General features: G+C 63.2%; 20 protein-coding genes. 12 read left to right on the plus strand and 8 right to left on the minus strand.

Annotated elements, in window-relative coordinates; translation table 11 throughout:
* The first annotated feature begins 159 nt into the window (after positions 1–159).
* The gene (locus NG900_RS00930) at positions 160–3087 is read left to right on the plus strand and encodes a Tn3 family transposase (RefSeq protein ID WP_252675779.1); all 2928 of its coding nucleotides are present in this window, start codon (positions 160–162) and stop codon (positions 3085–3087) included.
* A 25-nt stretch (positions 3088–3112) separates the two neighbouring features.
* Here the strand turns inward: NG900_RS00930 and NG900_RS00935 are convergent, their stop codons facing one another.
* Positions 3113–4423: a site-specific integrase gene (locus tag NG900_RS00935; RefSeq protein WP_252675781.1), complete on the minus strand. Its 1311-nt coding sequence runs from the start codon at positions 4421–4423 to the stop codon at positions 3113–3115.
* Positions 4424–4731: 308 nt separating this feature from the next.
* Between NG900_RS00935 and NG900_RS00940 the strand changes: the two genes are divergently transcribed.
* Positions 4732–4959, plus strand: coding sequence for a hypothetical protein (locus NG900_RS00940; protein ID WP_252675783.1), 228 nt, complete (start codon positions 4732–4734; stop codon positions 4957–4959).
* Positions 4960–5039: 80 nt separating this feature from the next.
* Here the strand turns inward: NG900_RS00940 and NG900_RS00945 are convergent, their stop codons facing one another.
* From NG900_RS00945 to NG900_RS00965, 5 genes are all read right to left on the minus strand, one after another.
* Positions 5040–5183 carry a hypothetical protein gene (locus tag NG900_RS00945; RefSeq protein ID WP_252675785.1) on the minus strand — a complete coding sequence of 48 codons (144 nt, stop codon included), beginning with the start codon at positions 5181–5183 and terminating at the stop codon, positions 5040–5042.
* Between the two features lie 164 nt (positions 5184–5347).
* Positions 5348–5608: a hypothetical protein gene (locus NG900_RS00950; protein WP_252675788.1), complete on the minus strand. Its 261-nt coding sequence runs from the start codon at positions 5606–5608 to the stop codon at positions 5348–5350.
* 2 nt (positions 5609–5610) lie between these two features.
* Complete coding sequence (locus tag NG900_RS00955) at positions 5611–6075, minus strand: plasmid fertility inhibition factor family protein (RefSeq protein ID WP_252675790.1); 465 nt, start codon at positions 6073–6075, stop codon at positions 5611–5613.
* Positions 6076–6746: 671 nt separating this feature from the next.
* Positions 6747–7424, minus strand: coding sequence for an MgtC/SapB family protein (locus NG900_RS00960; RefSeq protein WP_252675792.1), 678 nt, complete (start codon positions 7422–7424; stop codon positions 6747–6749).
* Between the two features lie 63 nt (positions 7425–7487).
* Positions 7488–7709: an NADH dehydrogenase [ubiquinone] 1 beta subcomplex subunit 3 gene (locus NG900_RS00965; RefSeq protein ID WP_252675794.1), complete on the minus strand. Its 222-nt coding sequence runs from the start codon at positions 7707–7709 to the stop codon at positions 7488–7490.
* Positions 7710–7992: 283 nt separating this feature from the next.
* On the opposite strand from NG900_RS00965, the gene NG900_RS00970 reads away from it, so the two are divergent.
* On the plus strand, positions 7993–8985 hold the full coding sequence (locus NG900_RS00970) for a DNA-binding protein (protein WP_252675796.1): 993 nt from the start codon (positions 7993–7995) through the stop codon (positions 8983–8985).
* Between the two features lie 295 nt (positions 8986–9280).
* Here the strand turns inward: NG900_RS00970 and NG900_RS00975 are convergent, their stop codons facing one another.
* The gene (locus NG900_RS00975; RefSeq protein WP_252675798.1) at positions 9281–10222 is read right to left on the minus strand and encodes a LysR family transcriptional regulator; all 942 of its coding nucleotides are present in this window, start codon (positions 10220–10222) and stop codon (positions 9281–9283) included.
* A gap of 249 nt (positions 10223–10471) precedes the next feature.
* Here NG900_RS00975 and NG900_RS00980 point away from each other — a divergent pair, with 249 nt between their 5' ends.
* The 9 genes from NG900_RS00980 to NG900_RS01020 all read left to right on the plus strand — a co-directional run bounded on the left by NG900_RS00980 (position 10472) and on the right by NG900_RS01020 (position 19090).
* Positions 10472–11788 carry a cation:dicarboxylate symporter family transporter gene (locus NG900_RS00980; RefSeq protein ID WP_252675800.1) on the plus strand — a complete coding sequence of 439 codons (1317 nt, stop codon included), beginning with the start codon at positions 10472–10474 and terminating at the stop codon, positions 11786–11788.
* A gap of 11 nt (positions 11789–11799) precedes the next feature.
* Positions 11800–12360 (plus strand): carboxymuconolactone decarboxylase family protein, encoded by a 561-nt coding sequence (locus tag NG900_RS00985; RefSeq protein WP_252675803.1) that lies wholly within the window; start codon positions 11800–11802, stop codon positions 12358–12360.
* A 17-nt stretch (positions 12361–12377) separates the two neighbouring features.
* Entirely contained in the window at positions 12378–13211 is an 834-nt protein-coding gene (locus NG900_RS00990; RefSeq protein ID WP_252675805.1) for an SDR family NAD(P)-dependent oxidoreductase, read from the plus strand.
* A gap of 2 nt (positions 13212–13213) precedes the next feature.
* Positions 13214–14035 carry an amidohydrolase family protein gene (locus NG900_RS00995; protein ID WP_252675808.1) on the plus strand — a complete coding sequence of 274 codons (822 nt, stop codon included), beginning with the start codon at positions 13214–13216 and terminating at the stop codon, positions 14033–14035.
* A 9-nt stretch (positions 14036–14044) separates the two neighbouring features.
* A complete protein-coding gene (locus NG900_RS01000; RefSeq protein WP_252675810.1) occupies positions 14045–15346 on the plus strand; it encodes an MFS transporter in 1302 nt (433 codons plus the stop codon).
* Positions 15343–16284, plus strand: a complete 942-nt coding sequence (locus NG900_RS01005; RefSeq protein ID WP_252675812.1) for an SMP-30/gluconolactonase/LRE family protein — start codon at positions 15343–15345, stop codon at positions 16282–16284. The genes NG900_RS01000 and NG900_RS01005 overlap by 4 nt, the downstream gene beginning before the upstream one ends.
* Positions 16285–16330: 46 nt before the next feature.
* Entirely contained in the window at positions 16331–17128 is a 798-nt protein-coding gene (locus NG900_RS01010; protein ID WP_252675814.1) for a substrate-binding domain-containing protein, read from the plus strand.
* 110 nt (positions 17129–17238) lie between these two features.
* Positions 17239–18120: an alpha/beta fold hydrolase gene (locus NG900_RS01015; protein WP_252675816.1), complete on the plus strand. Its 882-nt coding sequence runs from the start codon at positions 17239–17241 to the stop codon at positions 18118–18120.
* Between the two features lie 70 nt (positions 18121–18190).
* Entirely contained in the window at positions 18191–19090 is a 900-nt protein-coding gene (locus NG900_RS01020; RefSeq protein ID WP_252675818.1) for an alpha/beta fold hydrolase, read from the plus strand.
* Between the two features lie 182 nt (positions 19091–19272).
* Here the strand turns inward: NG900_RS01020 and NG900_RS01025 are convergent, their stop codons facing one another.
* Positions 19273–20040 carry a DUF6602 domain-containing protein gene (locus NG900_RS01025; RefSeq protein WP_252675820.1) on the minus strand — a complete coding sequence of 256 codons (768 nt, stop codon included), beginning with the start codon at positions 20038–20040 and terminating at the stop codon, positions 19273–19275.
* Between the last annotated feature and the right edge of the window lie 7 nt (positions 20041–20047).

The raw sequence follows: 20047 nt of genomic DNA on the forward strand, positions 1-20047 counted from the left end.
CAGCAGGTTTCCTGGGATGCCCTATGCTGAAAGTGCCTCTCTGGAGGTATCCCACTATGAGCCAAGCAGTGCCGACAATTGTCTGCTGCCTTCAAGTGACTTCGGGAGTAGGATGTCCGCCCGCGACTTCGGATCGCGTCACCTGGATGGGGGCGGAAGATGTCGAATTTGCAATTTCGCTATGTGGGATGGGGCAGTCTGCCCAGCCGATTGTCGGAGTTCGATGTCGACCACTACTTCGCGCTGACCGGCAGCGACATTGACGCGATCAACCAGAAGTTTCGACGTGACGGGCGTGCCGGCGCCGCCATCCAACTGGTCTTCCTGCGTGCAAGCGGCCACGCCCTCGACCAACTCAATACGCTCCCTCGACAGTTGCTGCGCTACGTCGGCGACAAGCTCGGCGTGGCTACCCCAACCATTGCGTCACTGCGCACGATCTACCAGCGCTACAAGACGCTCTACGAGCACCAAGTCTGGGCTTGTGACTACCTCGGCCTGAAGCGACTCGATGAGGATCAGTGGACAGGCCTCGAAGCCTGGTTGCGGCAGGATGCCACCGAAGCGTTGTCGCTTGAGGAACTGGTCCAGCACGCCAACTACTGGCTGTATGAGCGGCGGATTCTGATCCCCTCCACACGAGCGTTGCGGGACCTGGCGCGCTCCATCTGGGCGAGCATCGAGCGCGATTTGCTGACCACGATCGAGGCGACCGTGCCCTTGGAGCAGATTGCGCAGGCCGAGGCGGCTGTGTTCGCCCCACATGCGGCCACCGGCTCGACTGTGCTGGCATGGCTCAAGACGCCGCCGGCCCGGCACAGCCCGTCAACCATGAGCGAGACGCTGGACAAGATCCGCTTCCTCAAGGGCCTGGGCGCGCATACTTGGGCGTTTGACGGTGTCCCGATCGAGAAACAGCGTGCCTACGGCCAGCGTGTGCAGGCCCGCCGGCCCGCTAAAGTCCGTGAGCTGAAGACCTCCACGCGCACGATCGATCTGGTGTTCTTCCTGCGCGTGACCCTGCTGGAGCTGACGGACGCGATGCTCTACCAGACCGGTCGCCGCGTCTCCGACCTGGTCCGGCAGGCTTACAACAAGACCACGACCAAGCAAGTGCGCTCGGCAATTGAATATCGCCAGCAGTTGGTCGAGATCAGAGGGCTGGTGGACGATACCAGCCGTTCGGCCGAAGAGCGGCTGGCCGACATCGGCAAGCTGCTCGAAGGCTTGTCGGCCAAGCCCCCGGCCAGCCACGCCGCGAGCGTGCGCGAAACGCTCACAGAAGACCACCACCGCATTCGTAACCTCCTGACGCCCATGCGGGAATTGGAGTTCGCCAGCAACGGCAACGATCCGGCGATGCGTCAGCTTGAGTTCATCGCTGGTCTGCACGAACAAGGTGCGACGGAACTGCCGCCCGATTGCACGGTGCCGGTCGGCGCGGCCTGGCGTGATCTGGTTGACGGTGAAGACCGCAAGCGGGCCTTGCGCGCGATGGAAGCCTGTGCGATCACGGGCTTGCGCAAGGGGCTGCGTCGCGGCACGGTGTGGATCAGCCACAGCCTGTCATTCCGGGAGCGCGACCAATTATTGATCCCGCCGGCGCAGTGGGATGCCGAGCGTGACCGCTATCTGTCGTCCCTCGGTTTGCCGAACCAGCCGGACATCTACCTCAACCGCCTCACGGACAATCTCAAAGCGGGCCTTGCGGCAATGGACGAGGCCCGCGAGGCCGGCCACTTCACCATCGACACGGATGGCGTGCTGCACCTGTCGCCGCTCGAAGCCGCGCAAACCGACGGCGTCCCCGCGCGCACCCGTGACCTGCTCTTCAAGGAGATTGGCAACGCGCAGTTCGCGGACATGATCCTGGAGATTGACGCCCGTACCAATTTCAGCGAAGTGCTGCTGGCACGCAAGGCCAGGGACGCGCACGAACTGATCTCGCTCTACGCGGCGCTGATCGCACACGGCACCGAGTTGGATGCCAAGGGCGTGGCAGCCATGATCCCGCAACTGGATACCGCCCATGTCTCCACCGCGATGCGCGCGCTGGAGATGCCGGGGCGGCTGCGCCGCGCGAACGAGCGCGTGGTGGAATTTCAGGGCACGCATTCGATCACCGAGCTGTGGGGAACCGGTCAACAGGCATCGAGCGATTCGATGAGCCTGGATACCTCTCCGCACCTGTTCTACGCGCGTGCCGATCCCCGCCGGCGCACGCATGCGGTTGGTATCTACACGCACGTGCTGGACCAGCACGGCATCGCGTACAACCAGCCGATGGTGCTCAACGAGCGCCAGACCGGCGTGGCAATCGAAGGTGTAATGCGCCACAACGAAACCCGCAGCGATGGCGGGCTGCTGCGGCTTGCGGTCGACACCCACGGCTACACGAACGTAGGAATGGCGGTGGCCAAGTTGCTCGGCTTCGACCTGTGCCCCTGGCTGCGCAACCTGTCCGAGCGCAAGCTGTATTTGCCGCGAGGCCTGCAGGTGGCTGACGGCCTGGCGGCCGCTGTCTCGCACGAGATCTCGCTCAAGGCCATTCGTAACGGCTGGGACGGGCTGCTGCGCCTGGTGACGTCGATCTACTCGGGGCGCGTGAGCGCCATCGTCGCTCTGCAACGGTTCGGCAGCGCCGCCCAAGGCGACCCCATTCACCGGGCGGCGGATCATCTGGGCAAACTGCTGCGCACACTGTTTCTGTGCGACTTCTTCAGCAACGCGGAATTTCGCCGGGAACTGCGCACACTGCTCAACCGTGGCGAATCGGTCCACCAGCTCCAGCGGGCCATCTATTCCAGCAAGGTGGCGCATGACCGCGGGCGCCGGCAGGACGAGATGATTGCGATATCCGGTTCGCTCACGTTGCTGACGAATCTGGTCATCGCCTGGAACACCCAGCGCATGCAGGCGATGGTCGACGCCTGGCGTCGCAAGGGTCAACGGGTTGAGGACGACTGGCTGCGCCGCATGGGCCCGGCGCACTTCGCCCACGTGAACTTCCGCGGCGTCCTGAGTTTCCCGATCCACCAGTATCAGGACACCTTGTTGGAGGCGGCGCCACGCCGACGTGCGGGGTAAAATCACGCCTCAGACGCCCGACTGATCAGCTCCAGTAGGTGTCCGTCAACGGATCGTTCAGCGTGACCTCGACAAAGCAATTGCACAGATCCGCGTTCTCGTGCATTTCCGTGATCAGCTGCTCGATGGCTTGCTCCAGTTCCGGCCCGGCCGCAAACGGCATGACGATCTCGTAGTGCGTACGCGGCCCCTCAAGCGCCTGCATCTGGTATTGGGACAGGCAGAATTGCTCGATCCACCGGCGCGCCTTGGCCTTGCCGCGCACGAACTTGCTGTTGCGCTCGATGTAGAGGTGCACCGTTAAGCGCGTTTGGGCCACGGGCTTGGACGCAGCAATCGGAAGATGTTCTGGCGGCGGTGCAGAAGGCATGGCGGCCGGTGGTGGCACCGGAGCTGCCGGCGGCGCCAACGCCGATTCGATGCGGTGCTGCGCGAATGGGTCCGCCGCGTCGATGTAGCGCATGGCCGCGCGCACGTCCTTCCAGCCGACATATTCCATCAGCATCTTGAGGTCCCACTGGTTCGCGTTCGCCCAGGTTGCAAAGCCACGTCGCAGCGAGTGGCTGCTGTAGCTGTCAGGGGCCGGCAATCCGGCTGCACGGAACAAGGAGCGCAGGAGCGGCACAAAGCTGCCGGCGTTCAATGCCTCGTCGCCAACGTGTCCCCAGCGGTCGATGCGCCGGAACACCGGACCTTCGGTCACGCCGGAGGCTGCGATCCAGGCCTCGAAGGCTGCCACCGGGCATAGGCGCGAGAGCGCGGGCGCTTTGAACGTCGTGCCGCGCAGGGCCCGGTCCGCCTTCGTACGCGGCAGAAACATCGTCATGCCGCGACCGGTCTCCACCTCGACATGCTCGACGCGCATGCGGCTGAGTTCGTCGGACCGGAAACCGCGCCAGAAGCCGATCAGCACGATGGCTTTGTCGCGGGCGTGCGTAGCATAGGTCCGCACGTCGCCGCCGGCGTTGGCGTGGGCCAGGCGCGCATCCAGCCAAGCGACCAGTTGTTCGAGCTGCGTGAGCTGCAGGGGCTTGGCGCGCTTTTCGGTTGCGGGGTGCAGTGCCGCAATGCCCTTGAGGACCTTGCGCACGTGCGGCGTCTTGGTCGGGTCGGGAAACCCCTGGGTCTGGTGCCATTGCGCGAGCGCCGCCAGGCGTGCACGCAGTGTGTTGAGCGACAACAACTCAGCGTGTTCGGCCAGGTAACGCGCGACCGCATCGGCGCTAGCCGGCAAAAAGCCGCCCCATTCGACCTCAAAATGGCGAATCGCCGATTGGTAGCTGCGCCGCGTGTTGTCGCGGGTGGCGGCTTCCAGGTAGCGGTTGATGTCTGCCATTTCGAGTAAAACGAGGGAAAAACCCCGCGACTGTGCGCCGATCGGGGGCGAGGCCGTGCTGGGCCATCGATCGCACATTATGGCGGGATCGTGTTTGGTATCGCCGGGATTTTGCCACGACGGTTACGGCGCTTTGAGGGTTCGATCTGCTCGTGTCGTCTACTGGCGCTAGCCTGTACCACGGCACTCCCACGTGGCGCGTTCTCGGACGCGCGCGATCAATCGCCCCTTTGGAATGGGTGGGCGCCGGATGGGCGTGGCGCAGTATCATTTCGGCGTCATTGCACGCGACAACCGGAGATGAGGACATGCAACAAAACATTGTCCGCGGGAAGGCGTTCACCGTGCGCTGGAATAACGGGTGGGCCGAGCACTTCAAGGGCGTTGTGACCCTGCGGCTGGTCAGCGGCAACAACAAAGAACGGACCGAGATGTATCAGTGCGAGCAGACACGGCCCGAGCGCGACTTGGCCCAAGAGGACGCAGACCGCTTGCTCTCACTCAAGACCAGCGGACTTGCCTCAAGGCTGGCGTGAGGATGTTGGCGGGGCCTCGTTTACAGAGATCTGTGCCTCTGCGTTTCAAGATGTGCCCTGGGGCTGGGCTCGGCCGTTGACTACCGAGCCAACCAAGCAGACCACGCCAGATACAGCAGGCCGATTGCGACCAGGCCGACCGCAACGCCAAGGTAGTAGCGGCTGCCATAGTGGGGCTTGCCCGCACCATACATGTGATGTGAATGCTGAATGTGAGGCTTCATGATGCGCCTGAAAGGTGCGCTGCTGATAGTTGAAGGATAGACAGTCCTGCCTGGTATGCGAGCACGCAAGTTCTGCGCCGGCCTGCACCTGCGCCAGAACGCAAGGACAGCCCCGGTTGGGGCGCCTGACGCCCGACCATCACCCGCCTCATGTGGTGGCGCGATTAGGCAAAGGGGAAGATTGCGCGGCTCGGCCGTATGACTGCGACACCGTTGACGTCGAAGTTGTAGGCTTGGCCATTCGATTCAAAGGACAGGCAGTGGGGCGTCCAGTCCAACGCCAGCAATTGGCGGACTTGGACACCATCGACGGTCAAACCGCCCGGCGCGACGGTAATGCTCTCGCACTCCAAGCGCAAGGCAGCGGCACCCTCTGCGAGGCGGTGTTCTTCGACGAGGAGCGTCTTCGGAAAGTGGACAGGCATGTTCAAGCGCCGCAGTAGCGTTCAAGCAAGGCCGCTTCCGTCTCGTGCACCTCGACAGGAAAACTCGCAGCACCGGCAAACGCCAAATAGCGCGCGCGATGCTGGCCGTTCCGGAAGGAGGCTATGCCTTCCTTCTCCAAGCCGATTGAGCCGAGCAGTGTGCGACGGTGTCGCGTCTTGAACGTGACATACGGCATCTCGGGAATTCTTGGCTGGCTGGGGTCGAGGAACTCGCGGATGCCACGGGCCTTTCCTGGATACCAGTCGGCCACTGGCGGCAGCACATAGTCGGTGGTGTCGCGATCTGCGCAGGCGAGCAACTTTCGCGCATCGACCATCACGACCCGATGGCGCGAATCGTCGGATACAAACACACGCTTCAGGCGCGCGAATTCATACGGCTCGTGATTACGAAGCCGGACGTTCCAAATCTCGACATCACTGCGAAGCGCCTGATCGACTTCCATGCCATCCCCGCAAGAAGTAGTTCTGCAAACGAGGGATTATGCCGAAGGGGGACGACAACATGGCACTGCATCCTGCCTTTCTACAGGCTAGCCCTTTTTGCACGGGCTCCCAAGCGCATCGGCCCGTCCGTGCGAGCAAAAAAAGGCTCTATGAGCCACACGTAGACGAGGCGGAAGGCAATATGCCTACCCGCGACAGCCTGGGAAGCTGCGCAAGCTCTCATTCAGGAGATCAAATGGCTGGGAGGTGGCGCGATCAATGCACGATAAGAGACGGTCGTCGTCCGTCTGGGCGGGCATGTCCGCAAGCCTTGAGAAACGCCTGCCCTTGTAACGTCACCCGAGCGTAGCTGCGGGCTGGGCCATCACACTCTAGCGCGACCAGTTTGCGTTCAATCAACGCATCAACGTCCTCAGGGTCCAGCTCGCAGGATTCCGCGCTGTCGCTAATCAAGAGCAAAACCGCAAATTCATGGGGACTCAGCACAGGTACCTCCTGCTTGTCGGTCTGTTCTTTCCCTTTTGCCTTTTGGATCGGCGCCTTCAGGAAGAGAAAGCATAGGCATGTACGAGTCACCGTTCAAGGTGACCGCGGGCATCTCGTCGGGATGGACGAAGGCGACAGTTGCTCGCCTGGCCAAGCGGAATGCTGGTGGCATGGCCGTTACAGACTACTTAATGCGTCGGCACTCTCGGACACCAGGCATGCCCTCAAACCGCAAGCAGATCGCCTCGAACTCGTTGGTGGTGGCGCGTGAGAACGCGATGGAGACCTCATCAAGATCAGGATCATCATCTGATTGCTGCACGATGAACTGCTTGACGCGAACGCTTCCCGTGCCCAGCGCCCCGTGGACGGTAGCCAGCGTTACGCTGCCGCGTTCGGTGAGAAGCTGGATACCGCGCTGCTGCTTGACTGAGATGAATCGGCGCTCTAGCGGTTTAACGCCGGCGAGGATGAGCAAGATGATCGCGGTGGCGCCGACTGCAGCCACATACATGCCACCGCCAACTGCCAGCCCTATCCCGGCAACTGACCAAAGGCTTGCCGCTGTCGTCAGGCCACGAACAACTTCACCTCGCAGCAAAATCGATCCAGCGCCGAGAAAGCCAATGCCTGAAACCACCTGGGCTGCCACGCGAGAGGGGTCGAGCACGACGTTCGGCTGGCCAAGTGCATCAGCAAATCCAAATGCGGAGACCAGCATGATTAGGGCTGCACCAACGCAGACGAGCATGTGCGTGCGCAGGCCAGCCGCCCAATTCAAACGTTCCCGCTCGAAGCCGATCACGCTGCCAAGCCCTGCAGCAAGGACGAGGCGAAGCAATAATTCAACGTTGTTGATCATATAGCTCCTCGACTTGCTGATTGGCTCCACCGTCAGTTGTTCGGTCGGAGTGTGCAGCGCAGGCTACCGGCGCTTCTGTCGGTGGATCTCGCGGCCGGCGTAGATCACCATGAACACCCCGATCAACACTGCCCCGACAGCCAGCGACTCGTCAAGCTGGGTGACATGCTCTGATTCCTTCATGTAGCGCCAGAGCACCACGCCGACGGCTGTCATGAATGCACCGAAAGCCAGCCCCCATCCCGGTCCGGCGGTTCGTACCTGCCACCTATGGGACTGTTTCATGACGTTCCCCTGTGTGCCTCAACGCTCGAGGTGATTTCACAAGGCTACAAACATGCCGGAGCAAAGGCCAGGGGAATCTCCTGCCGCTGGCCAGCATTCCTGGATCGCGCCGTTTCTGGCTTTCTGTACCGAGGCACTGGATGGCGCCCCATCCATAATGTCCTCACATAGGATAATCCGCCATTATCAAGTGTGAATTTTCGGCACGGACCAACCCGCTTGACGGCTTCCATTGGTACGTATATACATAGTACGTAATACGGTACGAAATTGTAGGAGAGCCATGGCCCGCGCCGGACTGAGCCGCCTGGATATCAAACGCGCCCGCGATTCACTGCTCGCACAGGGGCAGCACCCGTCGATCGATGCGATACGTATCGCGCTCGGCAATACCGGCTCGAAGACAACGATCCACCGCTATCTGAAGGAACTAGAAGACGAGGAAGGCGCGACGCTCAAGCGGGCCGGCTCGACCTCTGACGCCATCTTGGATCTGGTGGGCAGACTGGCGGCGCGCCTGCATGAGGAGGCGCAGTCAGTGGTCGACCAGCAGGTTGCGGCCGCCGCCGCACAGCGCCAACAAGTCCGGGCGGAGGCCGACAAGCTGGCTGCGGAGCTCGCCACGCTTCGCGGCGAGCTGGCGCAGGCTCACACCACCCTTTCCGACATGCAGGCCGCGCACAGCGACGCACAGGCGGCGCTGCAGCAGCGAGCCCTGGAGGCCGAACGGCGGGCGCAGCAGGTCCAGGACCTCACCGAACGACTGACCGAGCACGAAGGCTTCCGGCGCTCGTTGGAGGAGAAGCTGCAGCACGCACACCAAGCACTGGAGCACTTCCGCAACGCCAGCAAGGAACAGCGCGACCAGGATGCCCGTCGGCACGAGCAACAGGTCCAGCAACTACAGGTGGAACTCCGGCAGGCCAACCAGACGTTGATCGTCAAGCAGGGGGAGATCACGCAGTTGAACAAGGACGGCGCGCGGCTGGTCGCCGAAGCCGGCGCCGCAGCCAAGCGAGTCCGCGAGCTGGAGGCGCGGGGCGAGCAGGTGCAGACTGAATTGAGTCAGGCGAAAGCACACCAGGCTCGGACGGAAGCGGAGCGCGATGCCCTGCGTGCGGCGATGCAGGCGCAAACCGAGGATCTCACGGCCACTCGCACGGAGCGAGAGCAGATGGCTGCAGAGCTAGCCAAGCTGACCGCACGCCTTGAAACCCAGCAGCTGTTGTTGACTGATTATCGGACGCGGCTCGGCTTGGCCAACCCCGCAGGCTGAGTGCGCCCACAACCATCTGCGCTGCAACGTGGGATGGTGGCCGATATTCGGTGAAAACGGCTTATTTACTGCGCAGTGAATATGTCGCCTATAGCGCTGATCCCGGCTGGCGCCAGGGCGAGAAACCGCCAGTTTCCGCACGAAAAGGACGGCAATCACGAAAACACTGAATTCCCAAAGCGTTGATCTGAAACGGAAATTCGGGCGAAACCGCCAGATTTTGCACGCAAAGGACGACTACCCCGTTTTGGTTCACGTAAGTCTGAACTTTCCTGATAACGGCGGCCGACAGCGGCTAACGAGCCCCGTCGATCTGCCAGACCACATCCGCTTTCCACGATTCCGACGCAATGAATTGCTTGAGCCTGTCTTGCAGCAGAGCGGTCCAGGCAGCGGCGAAGCGGGAAGGGGGATTCTCGCGCAGGGTCGTGATCGCCACGTTCGAACGGATGCCGGGACGGCCAATGCGATGCGCCACAAGTTCACCGCGCGCGATCTCCTCCTTGATCGCGATGTAGGTCAGGATCGAATAGCCAGCACCGGACTTCACCAGTTGCTTGGTCAGCGACACGCTGTCGACTTCCAGGGCGACGCGCAGGCGCACACCGTGCTGAATCGCCGCCTGTTCGACCAGGCGCCGATTGCTGTGCGGCAGGCCGGGCAGGATCAGAGGAATGCTGGCCAGGTCTCGAATCTGGTATTCGCGCTGATCGGCTTCTGAGCCGGGCGGCCCCACGAGGATCATGGGCTCGCTGAACAATGGGCGCACGTGGAACGCATCCAGCGGCGGCTGGTTGTAGACGACGGCGAGGTCAACACGCCGATCCAGCACCCACTCCTGCAGCGAACTGCTCAGGCCTTCACGCACGTGCAGCGATACCTGGGGCCACTGCGCCCTGAAGGCTTGAACGAGATCGGCGCCGATCAGCGCCCCCATGGTCGGCGGCAGGCCAACGGCCAGATGCCCGCGCTCTTCGTCCGCGCTAGCGCGGACGTCTTCGCTGGTTTCGCTGAGGAGGTGCGTAATCATTTCAGCCCGCTCCAGCAGACGCGATCCCGCCGAGGTGAGCCGAACGCCGCGGCCATGCCGCACCAGCAGCGGCACCCCAATCTCCGCTTCCAGTTTTGCAATCTGTCGACTCAGCGCAGGTTGCGCGATGTACAGCTCGGCCGCGGCGCGGCTGAAACTTCCCGCACGCGCCACGCGGATGAAGCTCTTCAGTTCTCGGATGTCCATGCTTGCGCTCAGATATGCTGTAGAAGCATAGCTTTGTATGTTCACATGGTCTTTGTCAAGAAAAGACCATCAATCTATGCTTTCTACAAATAACAAATCACCAAACTCGTACAGGAGACGGCTCGCCCTCAGGCCAAACGGCCGGGCGGTCACGCCTCCCAGTGACGACCGCCTTTCAAGCAATACAAGTCCAGCAAGCAGGTGCCGGTGGTAACGCAGAGCCCTGAACGACTGGACGCAGGAGACACCATGAAACATCTGAAGAAGCTGCATGTGCAGGTCTTGATCGGCCTGGCGTGTGCGGTCGTCCTCGGCATCGTTGCCCCGCAGTGGGCCATTGCCATGAAACCCATCGGGCAGGCGTTCATTGCACTGCTGAAGATGATGCTGGCCCCGATCATCTTCTGCACGCTGGTGCAGGGCCTGGCGCACGTGCGGGATCTGCGCATGCTGGGCCGCATGGGGGTGAAGTCGCTGCTGTACTTTGAAGTGGTGAGTACGGTCGCCATGGTGCTGGGCTTTGTGCTCGTCAACGTGTTCGAGCCGGGCGTCGGGCTGCACGCCACCAACTTGGCCGAAAGCGCTGATGCAGTGAAGGCCACGAGCAACGCTGGCGGCATCTCGGCCGTCAATTACCTGCTCAGCCTGATTCCACACACGCTTGTCGACGCCTTTGCCAAGGGCGACATCGTGCAGGTGCTGATCATCTCGATCCTGGCGGGCTTGGCGTTGAATCTGTCTGTGGGGCCCGACTCGGTGCTGCTGCGCGGTATGGATGAAGCGCAGAAGGTGCTGTTCCGCATGCTCGGCTTCATCATGAAGCTGGCACCGCTGGGCGCGTTCGGTGCCATGGCGGCGGCTGTGGGCAGCTACGGCGGCGTGACGCTGCTGTATCTGCTCAAGGTCATCGTGCTGTACTACGCCGCCTCGCTGCTGTTCGTGTTCGGCGTGCTCAGCTCGATCAGCTGGATGATCGGCCTGCCTTACTTCAGCGTGCTCAAGCTGATTCGCGACGAGATGCTGCTGATCTTCGGCACGGCCTCGAGTGAGGTGGCCTTCCCGCGTCTGGTGGAGAAGCTGCAGCGTGCAGGTTGCGATGAAGCCGTGGTCGGTTTCGTTCTGCCCGCCGGCTATAGCTTCAACCTCGACGGCACCTCGATCTACATGGCCATTGCCGTGGGCTTCATTGCACAGGCGACGGATACGCCGTTCTCGCTGTGGCAGCAACTCGGGTTGCTCGCCATCCTGAGCCTGACCTCCAAGGGTGGCACGACGGTTGCCGGCGGCGCATTCGTCAAGCTGGCGGCCACGCTGCAATCGGTGCGCTCGCTGCCCGTGGCGGGCCTGGGCCTGCTGTTCGGCATCGACCGTGTGATGGCCATTGCGACCGCGCTCGTCAATGTGGTGGGCAACACCATGGCGGTCTTCGCTATCGCCCGTTGGGAAGGCGCGTTCGACGCGGAAGCCTTCCATCGCGAAACCGGCGGGCAGGCCCGTTCTTCTCTCCTCAAGCTGCAGAAGCCCGCCGCACGAGCTGCGGTTGCGCAAGACGCACTCACTCACTGAGCAAGACTCACATGCAACGCATTCCCGCCCTCAATCCTGATGCGCTGGACGCAGAACAGCGCGCCGTGTACGACGCCATTGCCAATGGCCCCCGCAAGGGTGTGCGAGGCCCGCTGGCTGTCTGGCTGCATCGTCCGCTGCTTGCCGACCGCGCACAGGCGCTCGGACGTTATTGCCGCTACGACAGCAGCCTGCCGCCGCGCCTGTCTGAACTTGCCATCCTGTTCATGGGCCGTTACTGGCTGGCGGAGTACGAATGGGCCGCGCATAAGCCGTTCGCGCTCGAGGCTGGTGTGTCACCGGCCGTGATCGACGCCATTCGTGACGGCATGAACCCCGCGTTCGAGCAGCGTGACGAGGCACTCGTCTTTGCGTTCCTCACACAACTGCATGCAAAGCGTGAGGTGGACGACGGCCTGTACGCGGAGCTTCTCGATGCCATCGGGCAGGACGGCTTGGTCGATCTGGTCGGCATTGCCGGGTACTACACGCTCATCTCCATGACCATCAAGGCATTCAATGTGCCCGCGCCGGCCGGTGCGACGCCGGAACTGCCGACGCAATTGCAATAAGCAACGAGGAATTCACTGTGCAAGCAACGACCGAATTTGAACAAGCCACGGCCGCGGGCCGTCTGGCAGGCAAGGTGGCCATCGTGACCGGCGCGGGCTGCGTCGGCCCCGGCTGGGGTAACGGCCGCGCCGTGGCTGTGCTGTTTGCGATGGCGGGTGCGCGCGTCTTTGCCGTCGACAAGAGCCTCGAAGCCATGGAAGAAACGGTACGCCGCGTGCGCGAGGCTAACGGGGACGTCACGCCGTACACCTGCGACGTGACTGACACCACCGCCGTCAAAGGCATGGTCGATGCCTGCGTGGAGCAGTACGGCCGGGTGGACATTCTGGTCAACAACGTGGGCGGCTCGGCTGCCGGCGGTCCAGTGGCGCTGTCCGAAGACAAGTGGGATGCGCAGGTCGCGTTCAACCTCAAGAGCGTCTATCTGACCTGCAAGCACGTGCTGCCGGTGATGGAAGCGCAGGGCGGCGGTGCGATCGTCAATACGGCGTCCACGTCGGGCATCCGCTGGACGGGCTCGGCGCAAGTGGCTTACGCCGCGTGCAAGGCCGGCGTGATTCAGCTCTCCAAGGTGGTGGCTGTGGAGTATGCGAAGAAGGGCATTCGCGTGAATACCGTGGTGCCGGGGCAATTGCATACGCCTATGGTGGAAGTGCGCCTGGCCGGCCAGCGCTCCGGTGGCGATGTCGACAAGTTGTTGGAAAGTCGCCTTGCCCGCATTCCGCTTGGCTTCATGGGCGACGGGCGCGACACCGCGCATGCCGCGCTGTTCCTCGCTTCGGACGAGGCGCGCTTTATTACCGGTACCGAGGTCGTGGTCGACGGCGGCATGACGGCGCGGTGCGACTGATCATGCAAGGGGAACTGAACGGCGGCGTGTGGGATTGCCATACGCACATCTACGGACCCTGGGACGCGTTTCCGTTGCCGGCCGATGCGTCGTATCGCCCAGCGGAAGCCCCGATGACGCAACTGCTTTCGCTGCACGAGCAACTGGGCGTCTCGCACGGCGTGCTGGTGCAGGCGGCGTGCTACCAGTCCGATCACCGTGCGCTGCTGGCAGCGCTGGCCATGACGCAGGGGCGCTACCGAGGTATCGCGCTGGTCGATCACACCACGAGTGACGATGCCCTGCGCGAATTGCATGAGGGTGGCGTGCGTGGCATCCGCTTCAACTTCATGGGGCACCTGCCGGGCGACCGTGATCTGGGCCGCTTGCGCGAACTCGCCGAGCGCGTCGGGCCGATGGGCTGGCACGTGCTGCTCCATGGGCAACTGGATCAGCTTCTGCCGGTGCTCGATGCGTGGGAAGACCTCGACGTGCCGCTGGTGATCGACCACATGGCCCGTCAGGATGCAACCCGTCCGCTGGACGAAGCTGCCATGCGCGAGCTGGAGCGTCATCTGCGTCAAGACAATCGGTGGATCAAGTTGTCGGGCGTCGACCGGCTGATGCAAGGTGCAGCGCCGCCGTGGACTGCTGCGCTGCCGCTGGTCAGGCGGCTGGTGCAAGCAGCTCCGGACCGCGCCATCTGGGGCACGGACTGGCCGCACCCCAACATCAAGGGCGACGTGCCCGACGACAGCAGCCTGCTTGCGTTCGTGCAAGAGGCCTGCGGTGCTGAGGCAGCCCAAGCTGTGCTGGTCCATAACCCACAGCGGCTCTATTTCTGAGGCGTCGCTATGCAAGCCACGTTTATCGATGCCGCCCAGGCAGGGCACTCTGCTGAGCAGAGCGCCTGCCGCAAGGCTGCCTGGCGCCTAGTGCCGCTGCTCGCGCTCGCCTACTTCGTCAACTATCTCGACCGGACCAACGTCGGCTTCGCGGCGCTGACCATGAACCGCGACCTGGGCTTGAGCGCCGCCCAGTTCGGTCTGGCTGCCGGCATCTTCTACGTGGGCTATTGCCTGTTCGAGGTGCCGAGCAACCTGGCGCTGTATCGCTACGGCGCACGTCGCTGGCTGGCGCGGATCATGATCACGTGGGGTCTGTTTGCCGCGGGCACCAGCTTGGCGGTAGGCCCCAATAGCTATGCGGCGATTCGCTTGCTCGCCGGCATTGGCGAGGCGGGGTTCTTTCCGGGCGTCATCTTCTATCTGACGCTGTGGTTTCCGTCGCGGTACCGCACGCGCATGATGGGGTGGTTCCTCGCCGCGATTCCGCTTTCGTCGGTATTCAGTGGGCCGCTGTCGGTGTCGATGCTGGAGCTGGACGGCTGGCTTGGGCTGCACGGCTGGCAGTGGCTGTTCATCCTGCAAGGGCTGCCGGCCTGTGTGCTGGGCGTGCTGTGCCTGCGCATGCTGACCGACCGCCCCGATAACGCAACACGGCTGACAGCGGAGGAGCGCGCCGCCCTGATGGCGGCCATTGAGCGGGAGCGCAGCACGGCGGTCGAGCATCGCCTCGGACCCGCCCTCAAAGACGCGCGTGTCTGGCTGCTGACGGGCATCCTATTCAGCTACATCATCGGCATTCTCGGCATTGGCGTGTGGATGCCGACCATCCTCAAGACGCATCACCTGTCGAACACGCAGGTGGGCTTTGCTACCGCGCTGCCTTACATCGTCGGCGCGCTGGTAATGCTCGGCTGGGCACGCGTAGTGGCGCGCACGCAGCGCTATGTTCTTCATCTGGTGATCACATGCGCGGTGGCGGCGCTGGGCTTCTTTGCTTCCGTGGCGTCTGATGCGCTGGTGCCGGCCATGCTCGGGTTGACGGTGGCGGTGGTCGGGCTGTCGTCCGTGCGCACCTGCTTCTACAGCATTCCAGCCACGTTCCTCGATAAACAGGCCGCCGCGGGTGGGCTGGCGTTCATCAACTCGGTGGGCAGCCTTGGCGGGTTGTTTGGTCCGTACATGGTGGGCTGGCTGAAAGACGCAACGGGCTCGTTCAAAGCCGGGCTGATCGGCATGGGCGCGATGCTGGTGCTGGCAACGATGCTTTCTCTGGTGCTGCTGAGCCGCGTCAAGGAGGGGCAGCGATGAGCAACGATTGGTGGCAACCCAGCCTGCGCACCCCCGACCCGGCCGTGCGCATTCTCGACCCCCGTTTCGAGCACTACCGTCTGCCGCACGCGAAAATCGAACGCCTGTGGACGGGCTGCAGGTGGGCCGAAGGCCCCGTCTGGTTTGGCGACGCCGGGGCGCTCTATTGGACCGACCTGCCCAACGATCGCATCTTGCGTTGGGATGAGGCGTCCGGCGCGGTGGCGACATACCGCGCGCCCTCGGACAAGGCCAACGGACTGACGCGCGACCGGCAGGGCACGCTGATTGCCTGCGAGCACGGGCAACGCCGCGTTACGCGCACGGAATACGACGGCAGCATCACCGTGTTGGCCAGTGAGTTCAATGGCAAGCCGCTCAATTCTCCGAACGATGTGGTCGTCGCCAAGGACGGCGCGGTGTGGTTTACCGATCCGCCGTTCGGCCTGGTGAGCGACTACATGGGGCAGATTGCCGAGCCGCAATTGCCGGCCAGCATCTATCGGATCGACCCGCGCAACGGGCGATTGGACTGTGTGGCCGACGATGTGCTCGGGCCCAACGGGCTGGCGTTCTCACCGGATGAGCGAACGTTGTATGTGGTCGCATCGCGTGCGCGGCCGCGCGAGATTCTTGCGTTCGACGTGGTTGACGGCAAAGCGCTGGCCAATTGCCGCATGCTGATCGATGCCGCGGACGGTGCTCCGGACGGCTTTCGCGTCGATGTGCACGGCAATCTTTGGTGCGGCTGGGGCACGGGCACGGCAGAGCTTGATGGCGTGCGCGTGTTCGCGCCTGACGGCACCGCTATCGGCCATATTGCACTGCCAGAGCGCTGCGCGAACCTGTGCTTTGGCGGGCGGCACCTCAACCGCCTTTTCATGGCGTCCACCACATCGCTTTATGCCCTGTACGTGAATACACGCGGGGCGGTTTAGTTCTGCAACACCACAAACCAAACGAGAACGACTTAGGAGACAAAACATGCCGTTCCAATCCAGAGTGCGCCGGTTTGCGGCGCGTACGCTGTGCGCAGTGCCGTTGATCGCCGCAACCGGTGCGGCCTGGGCCGCCGATATTCACGTGCTGGCGACCGGTGCGTTGCACGCAGCGTTCGAGCAGGTCATACCGGCGTACGAGCGGCAGTCGGGCAACCACCTGATCATCGCGTGGGGACCGTCCTATGGCACCTCACCCGACGCCTTGCCAGTGCGCATCAAGAACGGCGAGCCGATGGACGTCTGCTTCATGATCGGCGCCGCGCTGACGGAGCAGGTCAAGCAGGGGCGCTTCATTCCGGAGTCGCGCGTTGATCTGGTGGGGTCGGGGGTCGGCATGGCGGTACGCAAGGGGCTGCCCATGCCAACGATCCGCACGGTGGACGACCTGCGCAACGCGCTGCTGGCCGCCAAGTCCGTGGCCTTCTCCGAGGGTGCCAGCGGCACCTACATCACCGGCACGCTGTTTGAGCGGCTGGGCATTGTCGAGCAGATGAAAGCCAAGAGCGTGCTGATCCGGGGCAAGGAGCTGGTGGGCTCGGCGCTGGAGCGTGGCGAGGCCGATCTGGGTCTGCAGCAGATCAGCGAGCTGCGTGCATTCAGCGGCATCCAGTATGTCGGCCCGCTGCCTGCCGAAGTGCAGAAGACGAGCGTGATTGCGGCTGCAGTGGCCAAGGATGCCAAGGAGCGCCAGGCCGCCGAAGGATTGATCACCTACCTGCGCTCGCCCGAAGTCGCTGCCAAGCTGGTCCAGACCGGGCTCGATCCGATTCCCGCCAAATAACCCGATCCATTGCCGCTGTTCGACCCGTCGCGGCTAGCTTTCAGCCGCGTAGGGCAACTGTTGCCTGAAACAAGAACAAACCGGGCCATATCCCCGAAAAAGGAGACTCCATGACGTTGCAGAAGTGCATTCTGGGCGCCGCTTTGACGCTGATGATGTCCGCCTGTGCCACGTCCGTACAAAACGGCGCAGACGTGCAGCGAAAGCTCGTCCGTTACGGCGATGTCCAAATTGAAGCGCTCAGCCAAGGCGTCGGGCCGACGGTTGTCATCCTGCCTTCGCTTGGGCGCGGCGCGGAAGACTACGACGAGGTCGCGCGGCTGCTTGCTGCCGACGGATTGCGTGTGCTGCGGCCGCAACCGCGCGGTATTGGCCAAAGCAAGGGCCCGATGGCCAATCTCGACATGCATGCGTTTGCGGCCGACGTTGCTGCCGTGCTCGACCAGGAAAAGACGGGGCCCGTTGTCGTGGTGGGGCATGCCTGGGGCAGCCAGCCGGCGCGCATGCTGGCGGTGGATCGGCCTGACCTGGTGTGCGGTCTCGTCATGGCTGCAGCCTCTGCTGGCAAGCTGCCGCCCGGCTCCAACGAGAAGCCTTATGGCCGGTTGCGCGAGGCGATTGACGGGTCCGGCAATCTCGCGCTGCCCGAGGCAAAGCGCTCGGAGTATCTGCGCCAGGCGTTCTTCGCTCCGGGCCACGACCCGAAGGCCTGGTTGGGCGGTTGGTATCCCGATGCGCACCATGCACAGGCCCACGCGCGCAACGTCACACCTGTGGATGCGTACTTTGCTGGCGGCACCGTGCCCATGCTCGATCTCCCGGCGCAGTACGACGCGGTGGTCGTGCCCAACGTATTCAAGCCCATGCTGGGCAACCGCGTGACGGTGGAGGAGATTCCCGATGCCGGGCACGCCATGGCACCGGAACAGCCCGTGGCGATGAGCCGCGCGATTGCCCGCTTCGCCCGACGTGTCTATGCGGGCGCGTCTTGATTCCGTCGACACAACAACACGCAGGCCGGCGCCTCCGCCCGGCATGCCTATCCAAACCAAGGAGAACATCATGAAGTTGATCAAGTACGGATGTACCGCATTGGCCGCGGCCATGCTTTCCTTCTCTGCGCTGGCAGCAACGGATGCCGGTCAGGTTGATCGTGAACTGGTGAAGTACAGCAACGTGCAGATTGAGGTGATGCGGCAGGGCAAGGGGCCGTTGGTCGTCATCCTGCCGTCGCTGGGCCGTTCGGGGCGCGATTACGACCAGGTCGCAGACCAGCTCGTCGCCGATGGCTTCCGTGTGTTGCGCCCTGAGCCGCGCGGTATTGGCCAGAGCAAGGGTCCGATGGCGAATCTGGACATGCACGCCTTCGCCGCCGACGTTGCTGCAGTGATCGAGCACGAGAAGCAGGGGCCGGCCGTGGTGGTCGGCCACGCCTGGGGCAACTTCCCGGCACGCATGGTGGCCGTGGAGCGGCCCGAGCTGGTGCGCGGCGTTGTTCTGGTTGCCGCTTCTGCTGGCAAGGTGCCGCCGGGCTCGACCGAGAAACCTATCAACGCGGAGATGCGCAAGGCCATCGACGGCGCAGGTGACATGCATCTGTCGGAAGAGCAGCGGCTGGAATACCTGCGGAAAGCCTTCTTTGCGCCGGGCAACGACCCGCGCGTCTGGCTCGATGGCTGGCACGAAGAGACGCATGAGGCTGAGTCCCATGCCCGCAACGTGACGCCGGTCGATGCGTACTTTGCAGCAGGCTCTGCACCGATCCTGGACTTGCAGGCAGAACACGATGCGGTGGCACCGCGCCGGTTCTCGGAGGTGCTGAAATCAATGCTGGGCGATCGTGTGACGGTGGTTGTGGTGCCAAACGCCGGTCACGCCTTTGCGCCGGAACAGCCCAAGGCAATGGCGGATGCGATCGCCACGTTCGCCAAGCGCGTGTACGCAGAACCAACCAAGCAATAGTGGGGAGTGCCTGTCATGTGGAGGCGTGTTCCGTGAACCGCCTCTACGGCTCACTCAGCCGTGAGGCGAAAACGCGTTGGTGCGGGGCAGAACGACTGATAATCGAGCGGAATCCAAGCAACTGACAGCAAGCGTGGTGGTTGTCCTGTCACTACACCGCTCGCCGCCACTCGGGTCGTTCTTCAGGCCTTGATAATGCGGCTGTACGCGGCCCAATCGATCGCTGGCACCGTTCCAAGACTTTGCAGCCGCGCGAGCAAGCGGAACAGGAAGAACATCATCGCTCCCTGTTCGGAGACAATGAGCGGGTCCCCGTCGTACCTGTCGTAGCACCCGTGGTCGAGCGCGCATACACAGTCAAGGGCCAGTGTGTCGTCGCTGCTGAGGTTGCCTAGGAACGTATCGTCGAGGCCGTTGACCCAGCCCGAGCGCGGCGCGAGCAGTCCAGCAAGAATGCGGAAGTGTGGCTTCGGTTGGAACGTGCCACCGGCATGGGAAATTGCCACTGAAGTCCGCGTCATGCCGCGAACCGACGCGGCCTTCTTTTCAGCATACGCGATGTAGCCTTTGTTCACCTCGGGCTTACACTCGAACATCGCGTACACCGCCTCGGCCGGAATGTAGCGATGATTCATCTGGTCAAGCAACGTGGGAGTGAAGTGCCGGTCGAAGATGACCACGTCGATTTGGTCGCTGCGGTTTCCCTTCGAGTCGATGACGATGCCAGTCGCGACTTCGTAGCGGTTTGGCAGGTAGGAGCGCAGTAGCGAAAGCCAGTGCTCTTCATTCACGGAGCCCATCGTGCCGGCGTGGCTAATGGATTGGGTGGCGAGCGCCATCTGACTGCCGAGAGCGGTCTGGACGTTCGCGAACGCCTGCTTGAGCCAAGTCGTATCGTCGGCGGCCGCGCTGAGTGCGGTGGCCGTGGAGATGGTGGGGTTCTGGGTCATAGACGAT

This window comes from Ralstonia soli (assembly GCF_023955655.1).
In the GTDB taxonomy this organism is placed as follows: Bacteria; Pseudomonadota; Gammaproteobacteria; order Burkholderiales; family Burkholderiaceae; genus Ralstonia; species Ralstonia soli.